Source organism: Clostridium boliviensis, from assembly GCF_033342255.1.
Lineage (GTDB): Bacteria > Bacillota > Clostridia > Lachnospirales > Lachnospiraceae > Lacrimispora > Lacrimispora boliviensis.
On the sequence record NZ_JAWONS010000280.1, the window covers coordinates 30227 to 48877 of the forward strand.

Consider the following 18651-nt stretch of genomic DNA (forward strand, 5'->3'; position numbering starts at 1 on the left):
CATTATTCTTCAGCCAAAGCTGCCTTAATCATGATCGCACACTCAATCCGCTTCTTCTGCATCTCACAGCCGATTTCATACGCATCGGTAATGCTTCCATGGAAATTATAGGAGTTGGCTGCACAGCCTCCGCTGCAGTAAAACCTTGCAAAACAATCCCGGCATTTATCTTTTGCATAAACATTGCAAAGTTTAAATTCGTCGCGGATCTGTGTATTTGTCACACCTGTATCTACATTGCCGAGAAGAAACTTCTCTTCTCCGACAAACTGGTGGCATGGATAGAAATCCCCCCACGGGGTAACTGCCAGATACTCGGTCCCAGAACCGCAGCCAGACAATCGTTTCGCTACGCAGGGTCCCTGAGTCAAATCAATATTAAAATGGAAGAAATTAAATCTTCTTCCTTCCTTCTGTCTTTTAATATACTCAACAGCCAGCTTATCATACTCCTCTAAAATTGCCGGAATATCTTCCTGTCTGATAGAATACTCCTCTTCCTCCTGAGCCACAACGGGTTCAATGGACATACTCTCAAAACCAAGATCGGCAAACTCCAGCACATCCTTTGAAAAATCCATATTATTCCGTGTAAATGTACCACGGATATAATAATCCTTTGACCCTCTCATTTTTGCAAACTTCTGAAATTTGGGAACAATGAGCTCATAGCTGCCCTTTCCATTGCGGAACGGCCGCATCCGGTCATTGACTTCCCTGCGCCCATCAAGGCTTAATACCACATTGCTCATCTCCCGGTTGCAGTATTCCATGATCTCGTCATTTAAAAGAACGCCGTTGGTTGTCATGGTAAAACGGAAGTTTTTATTATATTCTTTCTCTTTTGAGCGTCCGTATTCAACAAGCTGCTTAACAACTTCCCAATTCATCAAAGGTTCGCCGCCAAAAAAGTCCACTTCCAGATTCTTTCGGTTCCCGGAATTTGCAATCAGAAAGTCCAGTGCCTTCTTTCCAACTTCAAATGACATCAGGGCACGGCGTCCATGATACTCTCCTTCTTCCGCAAAACAGTATTTACATGCAAGGTTACAGTCATGAGCAATATGTAAGCAAAGTGCCTTTACAACCGTCTTTCTCTTTTTAAAATCAACCACATAGTCGTGGTAAATATCCCTGGTAAACAGTTCTCCTTCATTGATCAAAGACTGAATTTCTTCCAGCGCCTCTCTCACCTCGGGCTCTCCATAAGTCCCTGTAAGGTCATGAAGCACTTTTTCCTCCACCTCTTTTGGAAGTGCTGCCGGTTCTTCCATATCCGGCACCAGTTCTGCTGCAATCTTTACAGCATCATACATAACCGGATCAACCGAATGAACAGAACCGCTGTTGACATCCATAATAATATGGAAGCCATTATTCGTATATTGATGGATCACTTGTATTCTCCTTCATTTAAATTTAAACCTGAAATCATTTTTAGCAGACAAGCGAAGCAACCCCTACCGTCTAACGACCGTAGGGGCATCTGCTTATCTGCCTTAAGGCTGCTCTATACAGTTATATACTAGCGGTTGCTGTTCTCGCAGCTCTGGTTTCCTACTGTACAGGATGTTTTGCAAGCTGACTGACAGGAAGTCTGGCACTCACCGCAGCCACCTTTTTTCATAGATTCTTTTAATGTACTGGAACTTAATGTTTTTACGTGTTTCATATAAACTTACACCTCCTGTATTTGCCTAATTCCCTGAGATTATACCACATGTTTCTAACCAGTGCAAGATTTATTCCCCCCTGCCCATGGGCTGAAACAATTTTTTGAACCGTCAATATATTTGAATATCCTCCCTAATGGACGAATATACTGAACCATAAGACAAGACGTAAGGAGTAATAAAATGGAAAAATCAAAGCTTCAGGTCACACTTAGAAATCTGCTTGTCACCTACATACTGACCGGAGTCCTGCTGGTGGTCCTGGCCTTAGCGCTTTATAGATTCCGGCTGAAGGAAGGTCAGATCCGGCTGGGTGTCAATGCAGTCTACATCATCACCTGTCTCTTTGGCGGTATTCTTATGGGAAAAAGCATAAAGCAGCGGAGATTCTTCTGGGGTCTGTTACTGGGTCTTTTGTATTTTCTTGTGCTTATGGCAGTTTCCTTTTTGCTGAACAAAGGGATCAATGGGTCGATGAATCAGATTCTTACAACTATGGCTATCTGCGCGGCAAGCGGGACCGCGGGGGGGATGTTAAGTTAATGGGTTGGCGGAAAATGAGGAGTGCTGTCCCCGCCTGCGCTCATGGCTCCGGGCGGGATAGGTGTTAGGGATAGAAAGCACGGAAATAAGGACACCGGCACCATTCATCGGGTTTTCCTGATGAAAACCCGATTCAGGGCGCCTAAAAAACGGACTTTGTGAGTCCGTTTTTTGTCCTCATTTCCCCGCTTCCTCTCCCTAACACCTATCGACGCCCTTCTCGAATCGACGCAGCCGGGGACAGCACTCCTCATTTTCTCCCAAACAGTAATGGCTTATCTGGTAAAAAAACATTAGCAGTCGGAGGGTATGCTTTTACTCATGGACTTTATTGTTTTTTAACAGGTGGTTTCGAAGACGTCGCGGGAAAAAGGACAGAGCAAGAGGGGCAGAGACGGTTTGGAGGCGGGATAGAACTTCTTAGGGCGGACAGGTGCAAAAAGCATGGGCGGCAATTGGCTTCAAAGCCAATTTCCGAGGAAACCCTGAGCGCGAATTTCTTTCAGAAATTCGGGTGAAGTGTTTCCGATCCCATAATTTTTGTACCTGTCCGGCCTTAGAAGTTCTCCCGCCGAAACTCCGTCTCTGCCCCTCTTGCTCTGTCCTTTTGCTCTGACCTTTTTCATCACCCCATCAAATCCTGATTCGGCAGATACATCCTTACTTTATCAATTCTGTTCTTATCCAGACCTTCAACTACCAGTCTGATGTCACGGAATTCTACTTCTTCGCCCTGCTCCGGAAGGCGGTCTAAAAGTCCGATAATCAGTCCGCCGATAGAATCGTAATCCTCTGATTCCAGCTCAAGACCCAGCCTGTCGTTTAAATCGTCAAGCTTTATGGAGCCTTCCACCAGATATTCATAAGGTGCTACTTCTACCAGTTCGTTCTCTTCGTCTTCATCGTACTCGTCCCTGATCTCTCCTACAATTTCTTCCAGCAGATCTTCTAAGGTGATCATGCCGGCGGTTGCTCCGTATTCATCAAGTACGATGACTACATTGTTGCAGGTCTGGCGCATCTCTATCATGAGTTCAGCCGTTTTTTTGTACTCATATGTATAGAGCGGTTCTCTTAAGAAATTACGGATATTAAAATCGGTACTGTTGTCGTTTAAAAGAAGGTCTTTCATATTGATGATTCCGATTACGTTATCACTGGTCTCCTCGTAAACCGGTATTCTGGTGTACATCTCCTCACGGAATATATCGATGAGTTCTTCGTATGTGGCGTTAACTTCTACAAGTGTCATATCAATACGGGGTATCATGATGTCCCTGGCTACAGAATCGCCGAAATCGAATACATTGTTAATCATCTTTCTTTCTTCTGATTCAATGACTCCCTCTTCATGACTTACATCTACGATGGTTCTCAGCTCGTCCTCGGTGATGGCATCCTGCTTTCTGTTAGGGTTCACATGCACCAGACGCAGAAAATTGAATGAGAGTATATGCACTACATAGATGACTGGTGTCATGATTGTCATAAAAGGGTATATGATTTTCGCATACTTTAGAGATATTGTTTCGGAATATAAGGTAGATATGGTTTTTGGTGATATCTCGCCGAAAACCAAAATTACAAGCGTCAGAATACCGGTCGCAATGCTGATTGCCTTATTCCCCCAGATGCTCATGACCAGTGTGGTGGACATGGACGAGGCGGTTAAGTTAACCACATTGTTACCAACGAGAATAGCGCTGAGCATCTTACCCTGGTCTTCCAGAATCTTTGCAAGCGTAATGGCATTCTTATTGCCTGCTTCCGCCAGAGTCCTGACCCTGATCCGGTTCACCGTTGTAAGTGCTGTCTCAGCTGATGAGAAAAATGCTGATAGTCCAATTAAAAAAGTCAAAATAAGCAACTGTATATAGTCACTCGAATCCAAAAAGATCAACTCCTGTTTTATAATATTTTATGAATGATTGTACAATAGAAAAACGGCTGTGTCAAGAAGACAGCCGCTTTTTTAGGTTCAGCGTTCTTTGAATGCACGTACCATTTCAATGATAATGATGAGACCGGCTCCCAGAAAGATGAAAAAATCGCCCAGGTTAAAGACTACTTTTTTCAGCTTTCCGTACTGAATGCTGAAATAATCTACTACGTAATGCCGCACTAAACGGTCGTAGAGATTGCTGACAGCCCCCCCCAGTGCTATGGATAAGGCCAGCTTCTCTGCGGTCTTACCCCTGGTCCTTAAAAGACATGCAAGCATGCCTCCGATAAAGGAGGCAACTGCCAGGGGAATCATGGAAACCAGATCCGGATGGTCTTTGAAATAACCGAAGGAAAAACCGGGATTGTGATTCTTGTATAGCAGGATCTTTCCCCCGCTTTCGTTTAACTCTTTGGGAAAATCAGAGTCATTCTGCTCTTCAATGGCCTTTTTGATCCATAAATCGAGAGCCGCCAGAACTCCTATAATACCAATATAGATCATGATTTATTCTCCTTTTTTCTTATCCTCTCATCTGGATGAGAGGTCCGCCGTTTTTATCTAAATAGGCTCTGGTTATAATGACTGATCCGATGTTGGGATCCTTGGGGATCTCATACATAATGTCAAGCATAAAGCTTTCCAGGATGGCTCGAAGTGCTCTGGCACCGGTCTTTTTCTTGATTGCCTCTTCTGCGATCCACTCCAGGGCATCGTCTTCAAATACCAGTTTTACTTCATCAAGTTCCAGAAGCTTCTGATACTGTTTTAATATGGCATTCCTGGGTTCATTTAATACCCGGACAAGCAATTCCTTTGTTAATGATTCTAAGGTGACTGTAATGGGCAGACGTCCGAGAAACTCCGGGATCATTCCGAATTTTCTTAGGTCTTCATTGGTTACACGGGAAAGTATGTTGGCGTCCTTTTCATACTTGTCCTTTAATTCTGCTGAAAATCCCATGGAGGACTTTTCTTTCAGCCGCTCCTTTATGATATCCTCCAGATCGGGAAATGCGCCTCCGCAGATAAATAAGATGTTATCCGTGCGAATTGTCGTCATTGGAGTCATGGCATTCTTCTGGTTTGCACCTACCGGAACCTCAACCGTACTTCCTTCCAGCAACTTTAAAAGCTCCTGCTGAACAGACTCTCCGCTTACATCTCTGCTGCTGGTATTCTTCTTCTTGGCAATCTTGTCAATCTCATCAATGAAAATGATTCCCCGCTCTGCCCGCTCTACATCGTTGTCTGCAGCAGAAAGAAGCTTTGATACTACGCTTTCAATGTCATCACCGATGTAACCGGCCTCCGTCAGGGAGGTGGCGTCTGCGATGGCAAGAGGGACATCAAGGAGTCTGGCCAGTGTTTTCACCAGATAGGTCTTTCCGCTTCCGGTGGGTCCGATCATGAGAATATTGGATTTCTCAATCTGAATGGCATCTTCCTCTTTTCCCGCCGCATCCGCTAAATATACACGTTTATAATGATTGTAAACTGCTACGGATATGGCTTTTTTCGCCTGGTCCTGCCCGATGATGTATTCATCAAGCTTCTTGCGAACTGTATGGGGCGCAGGAATATCTTTTCGCTCCATCTGCTTTTTCGGTTCCTTGTCTGATTTCTTTTTAATCTTCTGTTTCTTCGGAATCTCAAGGTCTTTGTTTAAGCTTCCAAGATCGTTGAGATTCAGGTTCATATAGGGCATTCCTGGAATCTTGCTTAGATCAAGGCCTCCCTGGGTTACGGAATCAAATGCCTTTTGCATACAGTCGTGGCATAAATTCATTCCGCCCGGCATGGAAACCATAGCACCTGCCTTGCTTTCCGGTCTGCGGCACACATAGCAGATTTTCTCGTATTCCTGCTCATCATCTTTTTTTTCTTTATCTACATCAGAGTTTTGGATCTCTTTCTCATCCATCTTCTCCTCCAGAATATCGTTATCGTTCAAAGTATAATCTCCTTTTATCTTTAATTCTATACGGTATACCCAATTATTATAATGCATTTAAAACACTCCTACAAGAGGAGACAGGCAGTTTAGATTTTTTTAATGAAATGAAAAACTCCCGGAATTTAGATCTGAATTCCGGGAGACAATACTTTCTGTATGGTTTTGTTATATTATTACTGCTGTTTTACTTCTGCAGGCTTTTTGCCAAGTGTGATTTCCACGCTGCGCTCCACATACTGTCCGTTTTCAAGTGACTGTACTGTGAGAGTGACTTTTGTACCGCCTGCATAGTATTTTAACATGCCGGTTAAATCATCGTAGGTCTTGATCCCCTGTCCGTCGAATTTGGTGATAATATCCTTTTCTCGCAGATCGGACTGAGATGCTGCTCCGCCTTCCACAATCTTATAGATGAAGACACCCTGAGGCATACCAAGCTGCTGGCTTGTGGTGGAATCAATATTCTTGCACTGAATTCCCAGATAGCCCTGATCGTCGTCTGCAACCTGTGTTCTGGTTTTCTTTGTCATAAGACTGTCTATAATTGTCTGGGCCTTGGAGATAGGAATGGCATATCCCATACCTTCCACCTCAGTAGAGGAATACTTGGCTGAGTTAATACCGATTACCTCTCCCTGCATATTTAAAAGAGCGCCGCCGCTGTTACCAGGGTTAATTGCTGCATCGGTCTGAAGCAGATCACGGTTTGTTCCGTCTTCGGTCTGTACGGAACGGTCAAGTGCACTGATGTAGCCTACTGTTACGGACTGTCCATATCCCAGTGCATTTCCGATTGCAATGACTCCCTGCCCTACTTTTATGGTGTCTGATTTGCCCAGTGAGGCAATGGCTATTTTGGACAATGTGTCGGAAGAAATATTTTTTAACGGAACTGCTATTACTGCCAGGTCACTCTCAGCATCAGTTCCCTTAATTGCCGCGTCAACAGCTGTCTGGTCGATAAAGGTTACTTTCAGTTCGCTGGCACCCTGAACTACGTGGTTATTGGTCACAATCAGAAGCTCGTCGTCATTTTTACCGACCACAATACCGGAACCGCTTCCTTCCCCTTCCTGCTGCATGGGTCCAAACCAGGTCTGGCTTTCATATACCACTTTGCTTGTTATTGCTACAACAGAGGGCATTGCTTTATCAACAATTGCAGATACATCGTTTAATGTAGAAATCTTGGAGGTATTAGTTGCCGGTACGGAGTTATTATCTGCTGCTGAGGGAATGGTTTCCGCACGGCTGATCTCTACCTGATTCTTCTGGGTATAGGAACCTGCTGCCCAGTTAATTCCTACCATCGTACTTCCGGCAACAATTCCAAATACAAGAGCTCCTCCTACAATTCCTGCTGCCTTTTTTGCAAAACCGCCTTTTCTTCTTTTCCTTTCTTCCTCGTGAAATGGAAGCTGATCCGGTGTTCTCTGATAGCGGTACTCCTGATAATGGGGAATGCTGTTGTGAGACGGATCCTTTTCCGGCTCCGGATCTCTCATCGTAAAATTAGTTGTTACTGCTTCTTCTTTATTGGCTTCCGGATTAACACGGCCTGTTTCCATATTGTTATTTTCGTCATACATAGTACCAATCTCCTTTCATGTATGTTTATCTCATCTGATAAACAAAGTCTACCAATGAAATGTGACCATTCTGTGATAAATTTATATTGAATATGTGAATTGAAAAAATCCCTGCAAAAAGTGCTTTTTAAAGCCCAGTTTGCAGGGATAACTGTATTTTTTTAATTGGTCGGTGGTGCAGGAACTACTATGGCATCCGTTCCGCCGCCAGGAACAGCAGCTGATGTGGTCGGTGTCGTCCCCTGAGACTGGGTTGTTTCCGTTTCACCCGGACCTGAAGAAGTCGTTTTTGTCTCTTCGGGAACCGTTGCTTTTGTAGTTGAGGTGGTTCCCGGCCCTGCTTCAGCCGTAGTCGTCTCATTACTTCCGGGAACAGTTGGTTTTGTCTCTCCCGGTTTTCCATTGCCTTTCGTGGATTCGGAAGGCTTGGTTTCCTTCGTCGGGCCTATCTCGCCTTCTGATGATTCCGTTGTCTTTATAGGATCTCCAAACTCATCTGTTTCTTCCACTGTTTCTCCCTCACTGGAAGACTCTTCTGCCTCAGTCGTCTTGGTCTCCTTCACCGTTGGTTTTATTTCTTCATCAAGCCCCTTATCCGTAGGCACATGATCAATGCTTTTTCCTTGTTTATACATGCCGGAATCAGCCGCAATCTTCGCGCTGATCTTTTTAACCATATCTGACGGCACGTAGTCATCCTTATCAAACAGGAACTTATGAAGCTGTTCCACATTGGTCTCAAGAGTCTGGGGTATTACGCAGTCGCCCTTTTTCCCCATCTTCATATCTCCGCGGGCAAATGGAAATCCGCCTGTTTCGCCAATGTGATATTTTCCAATATCCAGAAGCAGTTCTGTAAAATCACTGAATGTTAAGTTGGAGCCGACCTGGTCCACTTCCATAAGAAGAATCCGGTTTAACAGTCCAAGATCCGCTTTTTTTGCTTTATCAAAGGTTTTCTGTATAACAAGGCGCTGACGCTCTGTTCTTGCAAAATCCGTATCCATCTTCCGGAGTCTGGCATAGGCTACAGCCTGGACTCCATCCAGATGATTGGGACCTGCCGATTTTAAATGAACGGAAGGAACACCGGATTTTTCAACGGTTTCTGTAATAAAGGAATTGATATAACGGAATTCTGCCTTGCTGATATCAATATCAACGCCTCCCAGCATATTGATTCCATCCGCAACCGACTTCCAGTTAAAGGTGACATATTCGGTCACATCCAAATCCAGGTTTCTGTTGATTGCAGCAAGTGCCTGGGAAGCTCCGCCGTTGGCATAGGCTGCATTGATTTTATTATAAGTACTTCCTTCATTTATATTCAGATATGTATCACGGAAAACAGATACAATTTTAATTTCTCCTGTGCCTCTGTTTATGTTGCAAAGCATAATAACGTCAGCATTGGTTCCTTTATTGACATTGCCGTCACGGCTGTCCACTCCAAATACTGCTATGGTCCTGTATCCGGTCATATGCTTCTTTTGTTCCGGAGACATCTCCTCGTTACGTACCTGATTGGTGTTAAAATCATCGGGCTTTTGAATCGCACCCATGAGTCTTGCCACATAAGCATAGGAGAAAATAATCGCGAGGGTAAAAACTTCCGCAACTGCAAGAATTATGAATTTACGAATCCGTCTCTTTTTTTCAGTATGGGCTGCCATACGGCTGGCTGAAGCGGCCTTTTCCTGAGGCGAGATCCTGGGCTGCTGTCTGGAAACTCCATTTCCTATCACGATCTGGTCCTTCCTGGCAGTTCCCGCACCAGTCCTTGGCTGTCCGCCGCCCTCCGGCCGTCTGCCCCCGTTCTCAGTTCGTCTGGCACTGCCTTCCGGCTGTCTGCTTCCGCTCTCAGTTCGTCTGGCACTGCCTTCCGGCTGTCTGCGTGCCGGACCGCCGGTTTCAGCGGAGTCTGGCCTCGAATCAGAACCGCGCCTTTCCTTTCGTGTATTCTCGCGGTTTAATTCATCATCAAATTCATTTCTCATTTACTTATCCTCATCCTAATTGTGTCGTAACCGAAATCAGTACGCATTTTTATTAATAAACCCTTTGAACATGGTAAGGAACAGGATTTTAAAATCAAATCCAAGTGTCCAGTTCTCTATATAATACAGATCATGCTCTATCCGTTTTGTAATGGAAGTATCCCCCCGCAGACCATTCACCTGCGCCCAGCCTGTGATTCCGGGACGTACCTGGTGCTTGATCATGTATCGGGGAATCTCTTCTTTGAATTTCTCTACAAAAAGCGGACGTTCGGGTCTGGGACCTACAAGACTCATATCTCCCTTTAAGACATTAAAAAACTGAGGCATCTCATCAATACTGCTCTTTCTGATAAAACGCCCGACAGGTGTCACTCTGGAATCGTGCTTTGTCGTCCATCTCATTTTTTCTTCTGAAGGAGCCTGTACCACCATAGACCGGAATTTGTACATATGAAATGACCGGTTGTGAAGCCCTACCCTCTCCTGCCTGTAAATCAGAGGACCGGGAGCAGTAAGCTTGATTAATATGACAGTTACAAGCATAACCGGTGAAAATAAGACCAGGGCAAAGGAAGCACCGAATATATCTACCGCCCGTTTTATCATGGCATTTACCGGGTCTGTTAACGGCACACGCCGGATATTCACTACGGGAAGCCCCTGTAAATCCTCAATATAAGGTCTTGTGGGAATCATATTGTTATAATCGGGTATAAATTTGGTGTGAACGCCTGATTTTTCACAGGAGGCCACAATCCGCTCCAGATCTGCATATTCGCTGATGCTTAAGGTAATGGCAATCTCATCAAGGGAATTAAGAGCGAGTATTTCATCTAAATCACTCACCTTTCCAATGACATGAATTCCTTTATATTCAAACCCCCACTCATTGTTGTTATCAAGGATTCCCTTAATCTGATACCCCCATTCGGGATTCATAAGAACCCGGTCAATAAAGCCTTCCGCTGCCCGGCTGTAACCCAGCAGCAGAATATGCTTCTGGTTGTATCCCTTCGACCGCATGGAGTGGAGCGCCATACGGATGAAATTCCTCTCAGCCGTCTCCAGAATCACATTGACAGCAAAGAAATAAAAGACCATTCTGGTTGAAAAGTTACCTAAAAACGGGTTCTTCTTAGCCAGAAACAGACTGAGGGCAAACAACAAAAGCCCGAAAACGTTGGCCTTTAAAATATTAGTAAACTCGTATCGTCTTTCCTGAACCCGCTTCGGTGCATACAGCTGGAAAATGCCGTAGAGGAGCAGATAGGTCGGCAAAATCAGGAGAAGCGCCGCAAAATAGTACTGTGGAGGCAGAACCTGTTTATAGGGACTGAATATCTGGTTGCCAAGTAAAAGCAAAAGCCAGGCAATCACATAAGATAAAATAATGACCAGTCCATCCAGTACTACATGGAACCCGTTAAATTTTTTCTGATTATCTTTAATCATAGCAGCAAAACCTTCCTACTTGCATGACTCATACTCTTCCATGATAATTTCCCGTTAATTATACATGATATGTCAATATGATGCCATTAAATTATTCTTAAATTGTCCTGTCAATTTTTAGTTTCCTTTTCAGAAATTCCCATACATAGATAAATGTTCCGAAAATCAATTCTCCCTCAATTCTTATATAATTTCCAAAGCGGGACATTTGAAACCGTACTTTTTTCGTTTTTTTCAGAGTCCTTATGCCTTCTTTTACTCCTTCTATATAATCAGAAGCGAATCCTATACGGCGGAAAAATAAATATTTTACTGCCATACCTGCTAGAAGGGGGATGAGATTAAGGATCAGCTGCAGCAGGGGCATATTTTTATAATTTAAATAAAGATTGTTTCTCGCAGCCAGCTTTACTTTAAAGGAGTTATATTTGGAACCGCTGGTTCCGCTTCCCACATGGTAAACCACTGCTTTGGGGCAGTACCAGTTCTCATAGCCCCATATTCTGGCCCGGTACCCCACGTCCATGTCTTCCAGGTATGCAAAATGCATCTCGTCAAAGCCTCCGATTTTACCGAAAACCTCTCTCCTGTAAATGGCGGCACCGGCACAGGCAGAAAATACCCTGCAGGCCTTTTTATAGCCGTTACTTTTCTGTCCCACACCTCTTTGATAGGCCCAGCCCAGTACGCTGTACATATCACCGGCATCATCCATGAGATCCTTATGGTATAGCTGAATCATCTTGCTGCTGACAGAGAAGATCTTTGGAGAGCGCTCTATGGCCTTTACCATCTCTTTTACGTAATCCGGCTCCGGCTCCGTATCATTGTTTAATAAGATGACATAGGGAGTAGCGGACTCCTGAATCCCAATATTGACCGCGCCGGAAAAGCCTGTGTTCTCCTCCAGAAATATAGATGGAATCTGATGATCCTTCAGCCAATTAACGCTGCCGTCAGTGGAACCGTTATCCACCACAAGAAGCTCAAAGTTCTGATCACTTTGAGCTTTCAAGGCTTTAAAACAGGGTTCCATAAATTTTAATCCATTATAATTTGGTATAATGATGGTTACTTTCTTTGGCATCTTAAACCTCTAACTGATAGGGTTCCCCTATTTTTTCTTTCTTTAAATCTCTCAATGCAAAATTGGATTTGCGGAGAGTTAAATTGGGGTTATAGTAAGGATCACCGTCCCGTAAAATATCCGGCCACTTTTCTGAAAACTTTCGGATCTCCCGGTTAAAGCGTTCCACTTTCTCAGGCGTGTCCTCAAGTCCTCTGGATTTGGACTCGTAATGATAGAAAAGGGCATAGGGCGCATAAACCACCAGTTTATTTAAAGAACGGATCTTCATGCAGTAATCAATGTCATTAAAGGCAACAGCCAGATCTTCCGAGAAACCGCCCACTTTATCAAACAGGGAGTGCTTACTCATCATACACGCCGCAGTAACGGCACTGTAGTTCCTTGCGCACATGGCCTGGTTGAAGTAGCTGCTTTCTGCCTTATGCAGTCCGATGAAGGTATGACCCGCAATTCCACCGAATCCCACAACCACTCCTGCATGCTGAATGGTATCATCGGAATACAAAAGCCTGACTCCGGTAATTCCCACATCTTCCCTCTGGCAATAGCCAAGCATCTCTTTCATGCTTTCCGGATTAATCAGCTCTGTATCGTTATTTAAGAATAACAGATACTCTCCTTTCGCAAACGAAACACCGAAATTATTGATGGCTGAATAATTGAATTCTCTCTCCCACGTCACAACATGGACAAATTCAAATTCCTTTTGAATCTTTTCATAATAGTCAAATGTTACCGGATCTGTACTGTTATTTTCCACTATAATAAATTCCAGGTTCTGATACGTGGATCGTTCAATGAGAGAGCGCATACATAAATCCAGATCAGCGCTGTGATCTTTGTTTGGAATAATCACAGATACCAGGGGATCTCCCTCAATCTCAAATGTAGTGTGGTATATCCCATAATCAATGCCCTTTTCAACGGAACTCACAGGGATATTCAACCGGTCATAATGGGCTTTGACTGCTCTCGCACCTGCCTCAAAGGCATAAAGCTTGCTTTCCGGATTACTGGATGTGGAATCCTGGTGGCAGCGCCAGTGGTAAAGTGCTTTGGGAATATGGCAGATTTTTCTTGCTTTTTCCGTACATCGCAGAATAAAATCATAATCCTGGGCTCCGTCAAATTCCTGTCTGAATCCCCCTACTTCCAGAAGAAGTTCATGGTTAACCACAAATAAATGACAAATGTAGTTGACACTGGTTAATAAATCCGGGCTGAAATCGGGCTTGAAATGCGGCTCAAACAGTTCGCCTCCATCAATATCCAGCTTATCTTCATCTGTATAAACCACATCCACCTCAGGATCCTCGTTAATAGCTTTCACACATTCAAAGAGGGCATCCGGAGCGAGGGTATCGTCATGATCTGCAAGTACAACGAAATCACCTGCAGCCATCTCAATGGCAGCATTAGTATTGCCGGCGATTCCCTTGTTTTCCCCGAGTATCACGTAACGGATCCGTTCATCCTTTATGGCATAACGTTTCAGTACCCGTTCCACCCCTTCTCCCTTAGGACTTCCGTCTGCAACGCAGACCTCCCAATTGGTATAAGTCTGGGCAAGAAGTGAATCCAGCATAGCAGCTAAAAACCGTTCCGGCGTTTTGAATGCAGGTATAACAACGGAAAGTTTCGGTCTGTAATCAAACACGGTCTGTCTCTGCTTCGCCAGTTCTTCCTCTGTAGTTTTCGTAAGGGACACCCATTCGGTATAGTCATAATCACTGTCAATTCCCTGAAGCTTATGCCTGGATTTGATCATAAAGGCTTTCAGACCGTTCTCCATCAGGAAGTCCATGGCAGACTGCATCGTCTGTTTGTTCATCATGCTCTTTAATTTGGCGGACTTCTTATGTGCGGAACTGTTTTGCTTTTCAATAATATCCGCATTCAGTTTTACACGGACTGATTTGTTTTCACAGTGTATCACCAGAGTACGGTCTTTTTTACTGTCCCTGACATATGGGATCCGGATGTCAAAACCCAGGTCCTTCTCAACCGTCTTCTTAAAATAGATCTGACTCACATCATCTCTTCGAACCGGTACATATTTAAACTGGACCGGATTTTCCTGCTCATCGAGTACCTGGAATTTTGCTGTTTCTTCCGGAGTTTTTCCGATTACCCAGCCATTTAATACGATGGAATTATCGCGGATCCTTGCTACGTCAATCTTATATTTCATCTCTGATTCCCATCCTCCATGGAGGCTGCCGTAAGAAGCAGATCCTCATCTGTATCTTCCTTAGTTTTGCATGTGAAATTAATCCGCTCTTCTTCAATGACAAGAGGACGTTTCATAATGCGGGCATTAATTGAAAGAATGTACTCACCTACAAGACCGATAAAAAAGATCTGAACAGAACCCAGGAAGCTCATGCCAATCAAAAGCGGCGCCATCCCTGCCGGGAAACGGTCCCAGTAAACCAGCTTTAAAATCAGATAAATAAGGGCGACCATCATGCTTGCGAAGGAACAGATGCTTCCAAAAATAGTTGCCAGACGAAGTCCGACCTTTGTATAGGAAGTGATACTAAGCATGGCTGCATCGTAGAGCTTAAAGAAATCATTGCTGGTTTTACCAGCCCTGCGCTTTGGCTGCTCGTAAGGGATCTCTTTTCTTCTAAAGCCCAGCTCTGCCACAATTCCCCTGAGAAAGGGAGTCGGATCGTCAAGCTGCCTTAAAACATTAATAAATGTTTTATCATACAGTCCGAATCCGGTAAAATGCTCTATCTGTTCCACATCTGAAAGTTTTTTGATCATCTTATAGTAACAGCTCCTCAGCCAGTACATGATCCTGCTCTCTTTGCTGGACTTCTTGATTCCGATTACAATCTTATAACCGTCTTCCCATTCTTTTACATATCTGGGGATCATATCAACCGGGTCCTGAAAATCTGCTGCCATTAAGATCGTGCAGTCCCCTTCCGACTGGAGCATGGCATAGTACGGGGAGTTGAACTGCCCGAAATTCTTCGCATTCAGAATTCCCTTTACATCCTTATCCTTTGCGCATAACGAACGGATTAATTCCCTGGTCCTGTCTGCAGAATCATTATCAATAAAAATAATTTCATAACGGTATTGCTTCAACTCCCTGGCAAAAACGCCGTTAATCGCCTGATACATGGCTTCTACGTTCTCTTCCTCGTTATAGCAGGGAACTACAATGCTAATTGTTTTCATCTGTTCACTTCCCATCTGTCTGCACCATCACTTTTACTAAATCTGCGGGTTTTTCTTTCATCAGCTGGAGCGCAGTCTCCACCTCATCCAGTCCGTGCAGGTGATGGGACACCAGCTTCTGGGGATTGATTCTTCCATACTGAACCATCTTTAAGAGACGCTCAATCCTGACTCTCCCGCCTTTTGCCAGTTCCGTATGAATGGTTTTTCCAGCCATTCCCCTGCCGCCGGAAAATTTGGGAAACGCAAGATTACCGGTACCTCCAAAATAATTGACATTGGAAATGGTTCCGATTCCATATCTTGCCATATCAACGGCCTGAGTAAACACCTCGTCTCCGCCCCCGCAGATAATAACGCCATCGGCTCCCAGGCCACCCGTCCGTTCCATCACCTGATCCACAATATTGCCGTTTTTATAGCTTAAAACTTCCGTTGCCCCAAATTCCACAGCCAGTCTGGTGCATACAGGTCTGGTTCCAACTGCAATGATGCGTGCTGCGCCTAAATGCCTGGCGCCTTCCACTGCCATCAGACCGATGGGGCCAATCCCCATCACCACTACCGTATCGCCAAATTGAATGTCTGCATATTCCGCTCCTGTAAAACCGGTGGTTACCACATCAACGCACATCAGTGCCTGCTCCAGGGTAACTCCTTTGGGAATCTTTGCCAGCGTGGTATCCGCATCGGGGATCAGAAACTTTTCTGCAAATACGCCTGGAATGGATCTTCCCAGCTGATGGCCGGAAAACGGAGCAGATGCATGTTTATAGTTTCCTTCCTGAATCCCCATAGCTCTCCAGTCTGGGGTAATGGCAGGAACTGCAACAATCTCACCAGGCTTAAAATCCTTGACAAACTCACCGGTTTCTAAAATTTCCGCCACACATTCATGACCCAATACCAGATTTGGTGCTTTTCTTGAACCCCCTCCGTAAACGGTATGGACATCAGAGGAGCACGGAGCAACTGCAACAGGCCGAAGAATCGCCCCGTATGGTGTAAGTTCCGGCTCCGGCGCGTCATGCCAGCCTGCTTTTCCCGGTTCAATTAAGACAAATGCTTTCATACTTTCTACTTATATCCTTTCCAAATGATTGGATTTCAACGCCAGAATCTCTACATTCCAACCAAATTTTTCCACAATCGTACGGGCAATCTCTTCCGTATAGCCCGGTGCCACAATTAAAATAACATCTACAGGGTCCTTATGGAAATAATCCGGTGCCACAATCGGCAGATGGGAGGCAGGCGCAAATCTGCCCTGCTTAAAGGGAGCGGAATCAATGATATATCTTGCAAATTCTCCGATTACGGTAGTTGAGGCAAGAGTAAATCCCTGATGACTGGCTCCCCAGATCCCAAGGCGCTTACCCTCTGACTCTAATTTGCCCGCCAGTTTTTTTAACTCCTCACCAATGATAACACGGCTCTGAACCAGACCGGACACATCAAGCCTGTCCGGGCTTTTCTTCTTTCTGACAATAACAGAAAGCGTATCCCGGTTAACCATTTCCTCCTCAAGCACCTCAAAGCCAGCCTGATCTGCTGCAAAGCGCAGTGTATCAAAGGTATAATAGGCAATGTGGTCCCGGATAAGCTCATAGTAACCGTCATACTTTAAAATATATTCAAGGCTGGGCACGGTAATTAGACCTACGCCCTGATCCGTTAAATTCTCTGCAATACAGCGAAGCATCCCAACCGGATCCGGTTGATGCTCCAGATAATTAAAGGACAAAAACCCATCATAGGGTCCGCTCATGCTGCCATCGGGAGCCTTTAAAATCTCACCTTCCTCTGCAAACTGCTTCCAGACATTCAACCCTTTTTCTTTTCCCAGGTTAACCAGACTCTCCCTGTGTTCGATTCCGCAGGCAGTAACCGGAAACCCGGAAAGAACAGAAAGGAATTCTCCCTGGCCGCATCCTGCTTCAATGAGCTTCTTCCCTTCCAGATGATACGAATCGATAAAATGCCGGTACTGACGCTGCCTTAACTCCACCATGGTGGTGGTAAAGCCTCCTGACCGGATTACGTCCTTATAATATGGCACAGGCTCACAGTCAAACTGGACCAGCCCGCAGCAGCTGCATTGATGAAGATTCAAACAGATACCTCTGTCCTCTGCCAGATCCTCCTGGCCCGGTATATCCTGTGCAGATGCCGGCATTTGATCTAATGTCAGCAAAGGCTCCCCGTCAAGCGCCTGTTTACACACAATACAAATCCTATCTCTCATACCACATTTTCCCCTCCATGTCAATCCTTTTTTCATATCCCCATGTTTTCCGGGTCCCCTCTGAAAAGCTTACATGGGGACAGAATCCGGTTTCTTCCTCCAGTTTTCTTATGTCCGGAATCAGATTTACAAGTCCCTCTGCGTTGGGACGTCTTCTACCAAAGCTGTAGCTGCCGTGATATCCCATGGTTTCATACATCTGCCGGATGTATTCTCTCAAAGGCTTCGTCTCACATTCCGGCGCTGCAACATTATAAATTCCGGAAACTGATTCTTTTTTACTTTCCATTAAAAGCATCAGCGCCCGGACACAGTCTTCCAGATATAAAAAATTCCACATTTGTGTACATTCTCCAAGAGAGATGTATTCTCCTCTGCCAAATGCCCTTAAGCAGCTTTCCACCAGGGACCATGGGTGGTCTCCTGGTCCGTATACGCTGAAAATCCGCGCATGAATATATTCCATGGAAGAGATCCCGGACTGTCTCCACTTGCTGGCCGTTTCTTCGGCCTGTCTTAAAAAATCCAGCTTTGCCTTTCCGTATTCAGAGACAGGATCGCAGACCGTATCCTCTGAAAGCGGACCGGTATGGATTCCGTATTCCGCCTGGGAACCGCTGAAGAGAAAACGGCTGCAGCCTAAACGCATGGCTCCCTCTAATGCCTTTAAAGAGTCCCTGACGTTCCTTTGCTGAACCTCCCGCTTCATCCGGTTCTCACTTCCTGATCCATCCCAGCCAAAATGATAGAATGCCTGGCAAGTCCCTCCGATCACCTGATCCAGTGTATCAAGTGCTTCTAACTCCCGCTCTATTACCATAAATCCCGGCTGGTCTGCCGGTAAATATCTCATGTTTTGTGAGCCGGGACGAACCACACCATAGACTTTGCTGCCCTGTTTTAAAAGTCGGTCCGCCACCGCTCTTCCCAGGAAGCTGGTCGCTCCTGTTACAACAACGTTCACC

15 protein-coding genes are annotated in these 18651 nt (G+C 45.0%); 1 reads left to right on the forward strand and 14 read right to left on the reverse strand.

The window, feature by feature from the left end; all coding sequences use genetic code 11:
• Positions 1–2: 2 nt before the first annotated feature.
• Complete coding sequence (scfB, locus tag RZO55_RS18840; protein WP_318065803.1) at positions 3–1397, reverse strand: thioether cross-link-forming SCIFF peptide maturase; 1395 nt, start codon at positions 1395–1397, stop codon at positions 3–5.
• A 128-nt stretch (positions 1398–1525) separates the two neighbouring features.
• The gene (gene scfA / locus RZO55_RS18845; protein ID WP_097003442.1) at positions 1526–1672 is read right to left on the reverse strand and encodes a six-cysteine ranthipeptide SCIFF; all 147 of its coding nucleotides are present in this window, start codon (positions 1670–1672) and stop codon (positions 1526–1528) included.
• A 184-nt stretch (positions 1673–1856) separates the two neighbouring features.
• On the opposite strand from scfA, the gene RZO55_RS18850 reads away from it, so the two are divergent.
• The gene (locus RZO55_RS18850; RefSeq protein ID WP_318065804.1) at positions 1857–2216 is read left to right on the forward strand and encodes a TIGR04086 family membrane protein; all 360 of its coding nucleotides are present in this window, start codon (positions 1857–1859) and stop codon (positions 2214–2216) included.
• A 625-nt stretch (positions 2217–2841) separates the two neighbouring features.
• Here RZO55_RS18850 and RZO55_RS18855 read toward each other — a convergent pair.
• From RZO55_RS18855 to RZO55_RS18910, 12 genes are all read right to left on the reverse strand, one after another.
• Positions 2842–4107: an HlyC/CorC family transporter gene (locus RZO55_RS18855; RefSeq protein WP_318065805.1), complete on the reverse strand. Its 1266-nt coding sequence runs from the start codon at positions 4105–4107 to the stop codon at positions 2842–2844.
• An 87-nt stretch (positions 4108–4194) separates the two neighbouring features.
• Positions 4195–4662 carry a signal peptidase II gene (locus RZO55_RS18860; RefSeq protein ID WP_318065806.1) on the reverse strand — a complete coding sequence of 156 codons (468 nt, stop codon included), beginning with the start codon at positions 4660–4662 and terminating at the stop codon, positions 4195–4197.
• A 19-nt stretch (positions 4663–4681) separates the two neighbouring features.
• Positions 4682–6082, reverse strand: coding sequence for an ATP-dependent Clp protease ATP-binding subunit ClpX (gene clpX / locus RZO55_RS18865; protein ID WP_318065984.1), 1401 nt, complete (start codon positions 6080–6082; stop codon positions 4682–4684).
• Between the two features lie 206 nt (positions 6083–6288).
• Positions 6289–7704 carry a S1C family serine protease gene (locus RZO55_RS18870; RefSeq protein WP_318065807.1) on the reverse strand — a complete coding sequence of 472 codons (1416 nt, stop codon included), beginning with the start codon at positions 7702–7704 and terminating at the stop codon, positions 6289–6291.
• 161 nt (positions 7705–7865) lie between these two features.
• Positions 7866–9701, reverse strand: coding sequence for an LCP family protein (locus RZO55_RS18875; RefSeq protein ID WP_318065808.1), 1836 nt, complete (start codon positions 9699–9701; stop codon positions 7866–7868).
• A gap of 36 nt (positions 9702–9737) precedes the next feature.
• A complete protein-coding gene (locus tag RZO55_RS18880; RefSeq protein WP_318065809.1) occupies positions 9738–11156 on the reverse strand; it encodes an undecaprenyl-phosphate glucose phosphotransferase in 1419 nt (472 codons plus the stop codon).
• Between the two features lie 97 nt (positions 11157–11253).
• Entirely contained in the window at positions 11254–12243 is a 990-nt protein-coding gene (locus RZO55_RS18885) for a glycosyltransferase family 2 protein (RefSeq protein WP_318065810.1), read from the reverse strand.
• A gap of 1 nt (position 12244) precedes the next feature.
• Positions 12245–14437, reverse strand: coding sequence for a glycosyltransferase family 2 protein (locus RZO55_RS18890; protein WP_318065811.1), 2193 nt, complete (start codon positions 14435–14437; stop codon positions 12245–12247).
• Complete coding sequence (locus RZO55_RS18895) at positions 14434–15441, reverse strand: glycosyltransferase family 2 protein (protein WP_318065812.1); 1008 nt, start codon at positions 15439–15441, stop codon at positions 14434–14436. Before RZO55_RS18895 ends, RZO55_RS18890 begins: the two co-directional genes overlap by 4 nt.
• Before the next feature lie 4 nt (positions 15442–15445).
• Positions 15446–16513 (reverse strand): zinc-binding dehydrogenase, encoded by a 1068-nt coding sequence (locus tag RZO55_RS18900; RefSeq protein ID WP_318065813.1) that lies wholly within the window; start codon positions 16511–16513, stop codon positions 15446–15448.
• A 9-nt stretch (positions 16514–16522) separates the two neighbouring features.
• Positions 16523–17686, reverse strand: a complete 1164-nt coding sequence (locus tag RZO55_RS18905; RefSeq protein ID WP_318065814.1) for a class I SAM-dependent methyltransferase — start codon at positions 17684–17686, stop codon at positions 16523–16525.
• Positions 17676–18650 carry an NAD-dependent epimerase/dehydratase family protein gene (locus RZO55_RS18910; RefSeq protein ID WP_318065815.1) on the reverse strand — a complete coding sequence of 325 codons (975 nt, stop codon included), beginning with the start codon at positions 18648–18650 and terminating at the stop codon, positions 17676–17678. The genes RZO55_RS18905 and RZO55_RS18910 overlap by 11 nt, the downstream gene beginning before the upstream one ends.
• Position 18651: the final 1 nt, after the last annotated feature.

Excerpts from the sequence above, each read along its gene's own strand:
- scfA (WP_097003442.1), bottom strand. The coding sequence starts at position 1,672 with ATGAAACACGTAAAAACATTAAGTTCCAGTACATTAAAAGAATCTATG.
- RZO55_RS18890 (WP_318065811.1), bottom strand. The coding sequence starts at position 14,437 with ATGAAATATAAGATTGACGTAGCAAGGATCCGCGATAATTCCATCGTA.
- RZO55_RS18850 (WP_318065804.1), top strand. The coding sequence starts at position 1,857 with ATGGAAAAATCAAAGCTTCAGGTCACACTTAGAAATCTGCTTGTCACC.
- RZO55_RS18880 (WP_318065809.1), bottom strand. The coding sequence starts at position 11,156 with ATGATTAAAGATAATCAGAAAAAATTTAACGGGTTCCATGTAGTACTG.
- RZO55_RS18875 (WP_318065808.1), bottom strand. The coding sequence starts at position 9,701 with ATGAGAAATGAATTTGATGATGAATTAAACCGCGAGAATACACGAAAG.
- clpX (WP_318065984.1), bottom strand. The coding sequence starts at position 6,082 with ATGGATGAGAAAGAGATCCAAAACTCTGATGTAGATAAAGAAAAAAAA.
- RZO55_RS18895 (WP_318065812.1), bottom strand. The coding sequence starts at position 15,441 with ATGAAAACAATTAGCATTGTAGTTCCCTGCTATAACGAGGAAGAGAAC.
- RZO55_RS18905 (WP_318065814.1), bottom strand. The coding sequence starts at position 17,686 with ATGAGAGATAGGATTTGTATTGTGTGTAAACAGGCGCTTGACGGGGAG.
- RZO55_RS18860 (WP_318065806.1), bottom strand. The coding sequence starts at position 4,662 with ATGATCTATATTGGTATTATAGGAGTTCTGGCGGCTCTCGATTTATGG.
- RZO55_RS18870 (WP_318065807.1), bottom strand. The coding sequence starts at position 7,704 with ATGTATGACGAAAATAACAATATGGAAACAGGCCGTGTTAATCCGGAA.
- RZO55_RS18885 (WP_318065810.1), bottom strand. The coding sequence starts at position 12,243 with ATGCCAAAGAAAGTAACCATCATTATACCAAATTATAATGGATTAAAA.
- RZO55_RS18900 (WP_318065813.1), bottom strand. The coding sequence starts at position 16,513 with ATGAAAGCATTTGTCTTAATTGAACCGGGAAAAGCAGGCTGGCATGAC.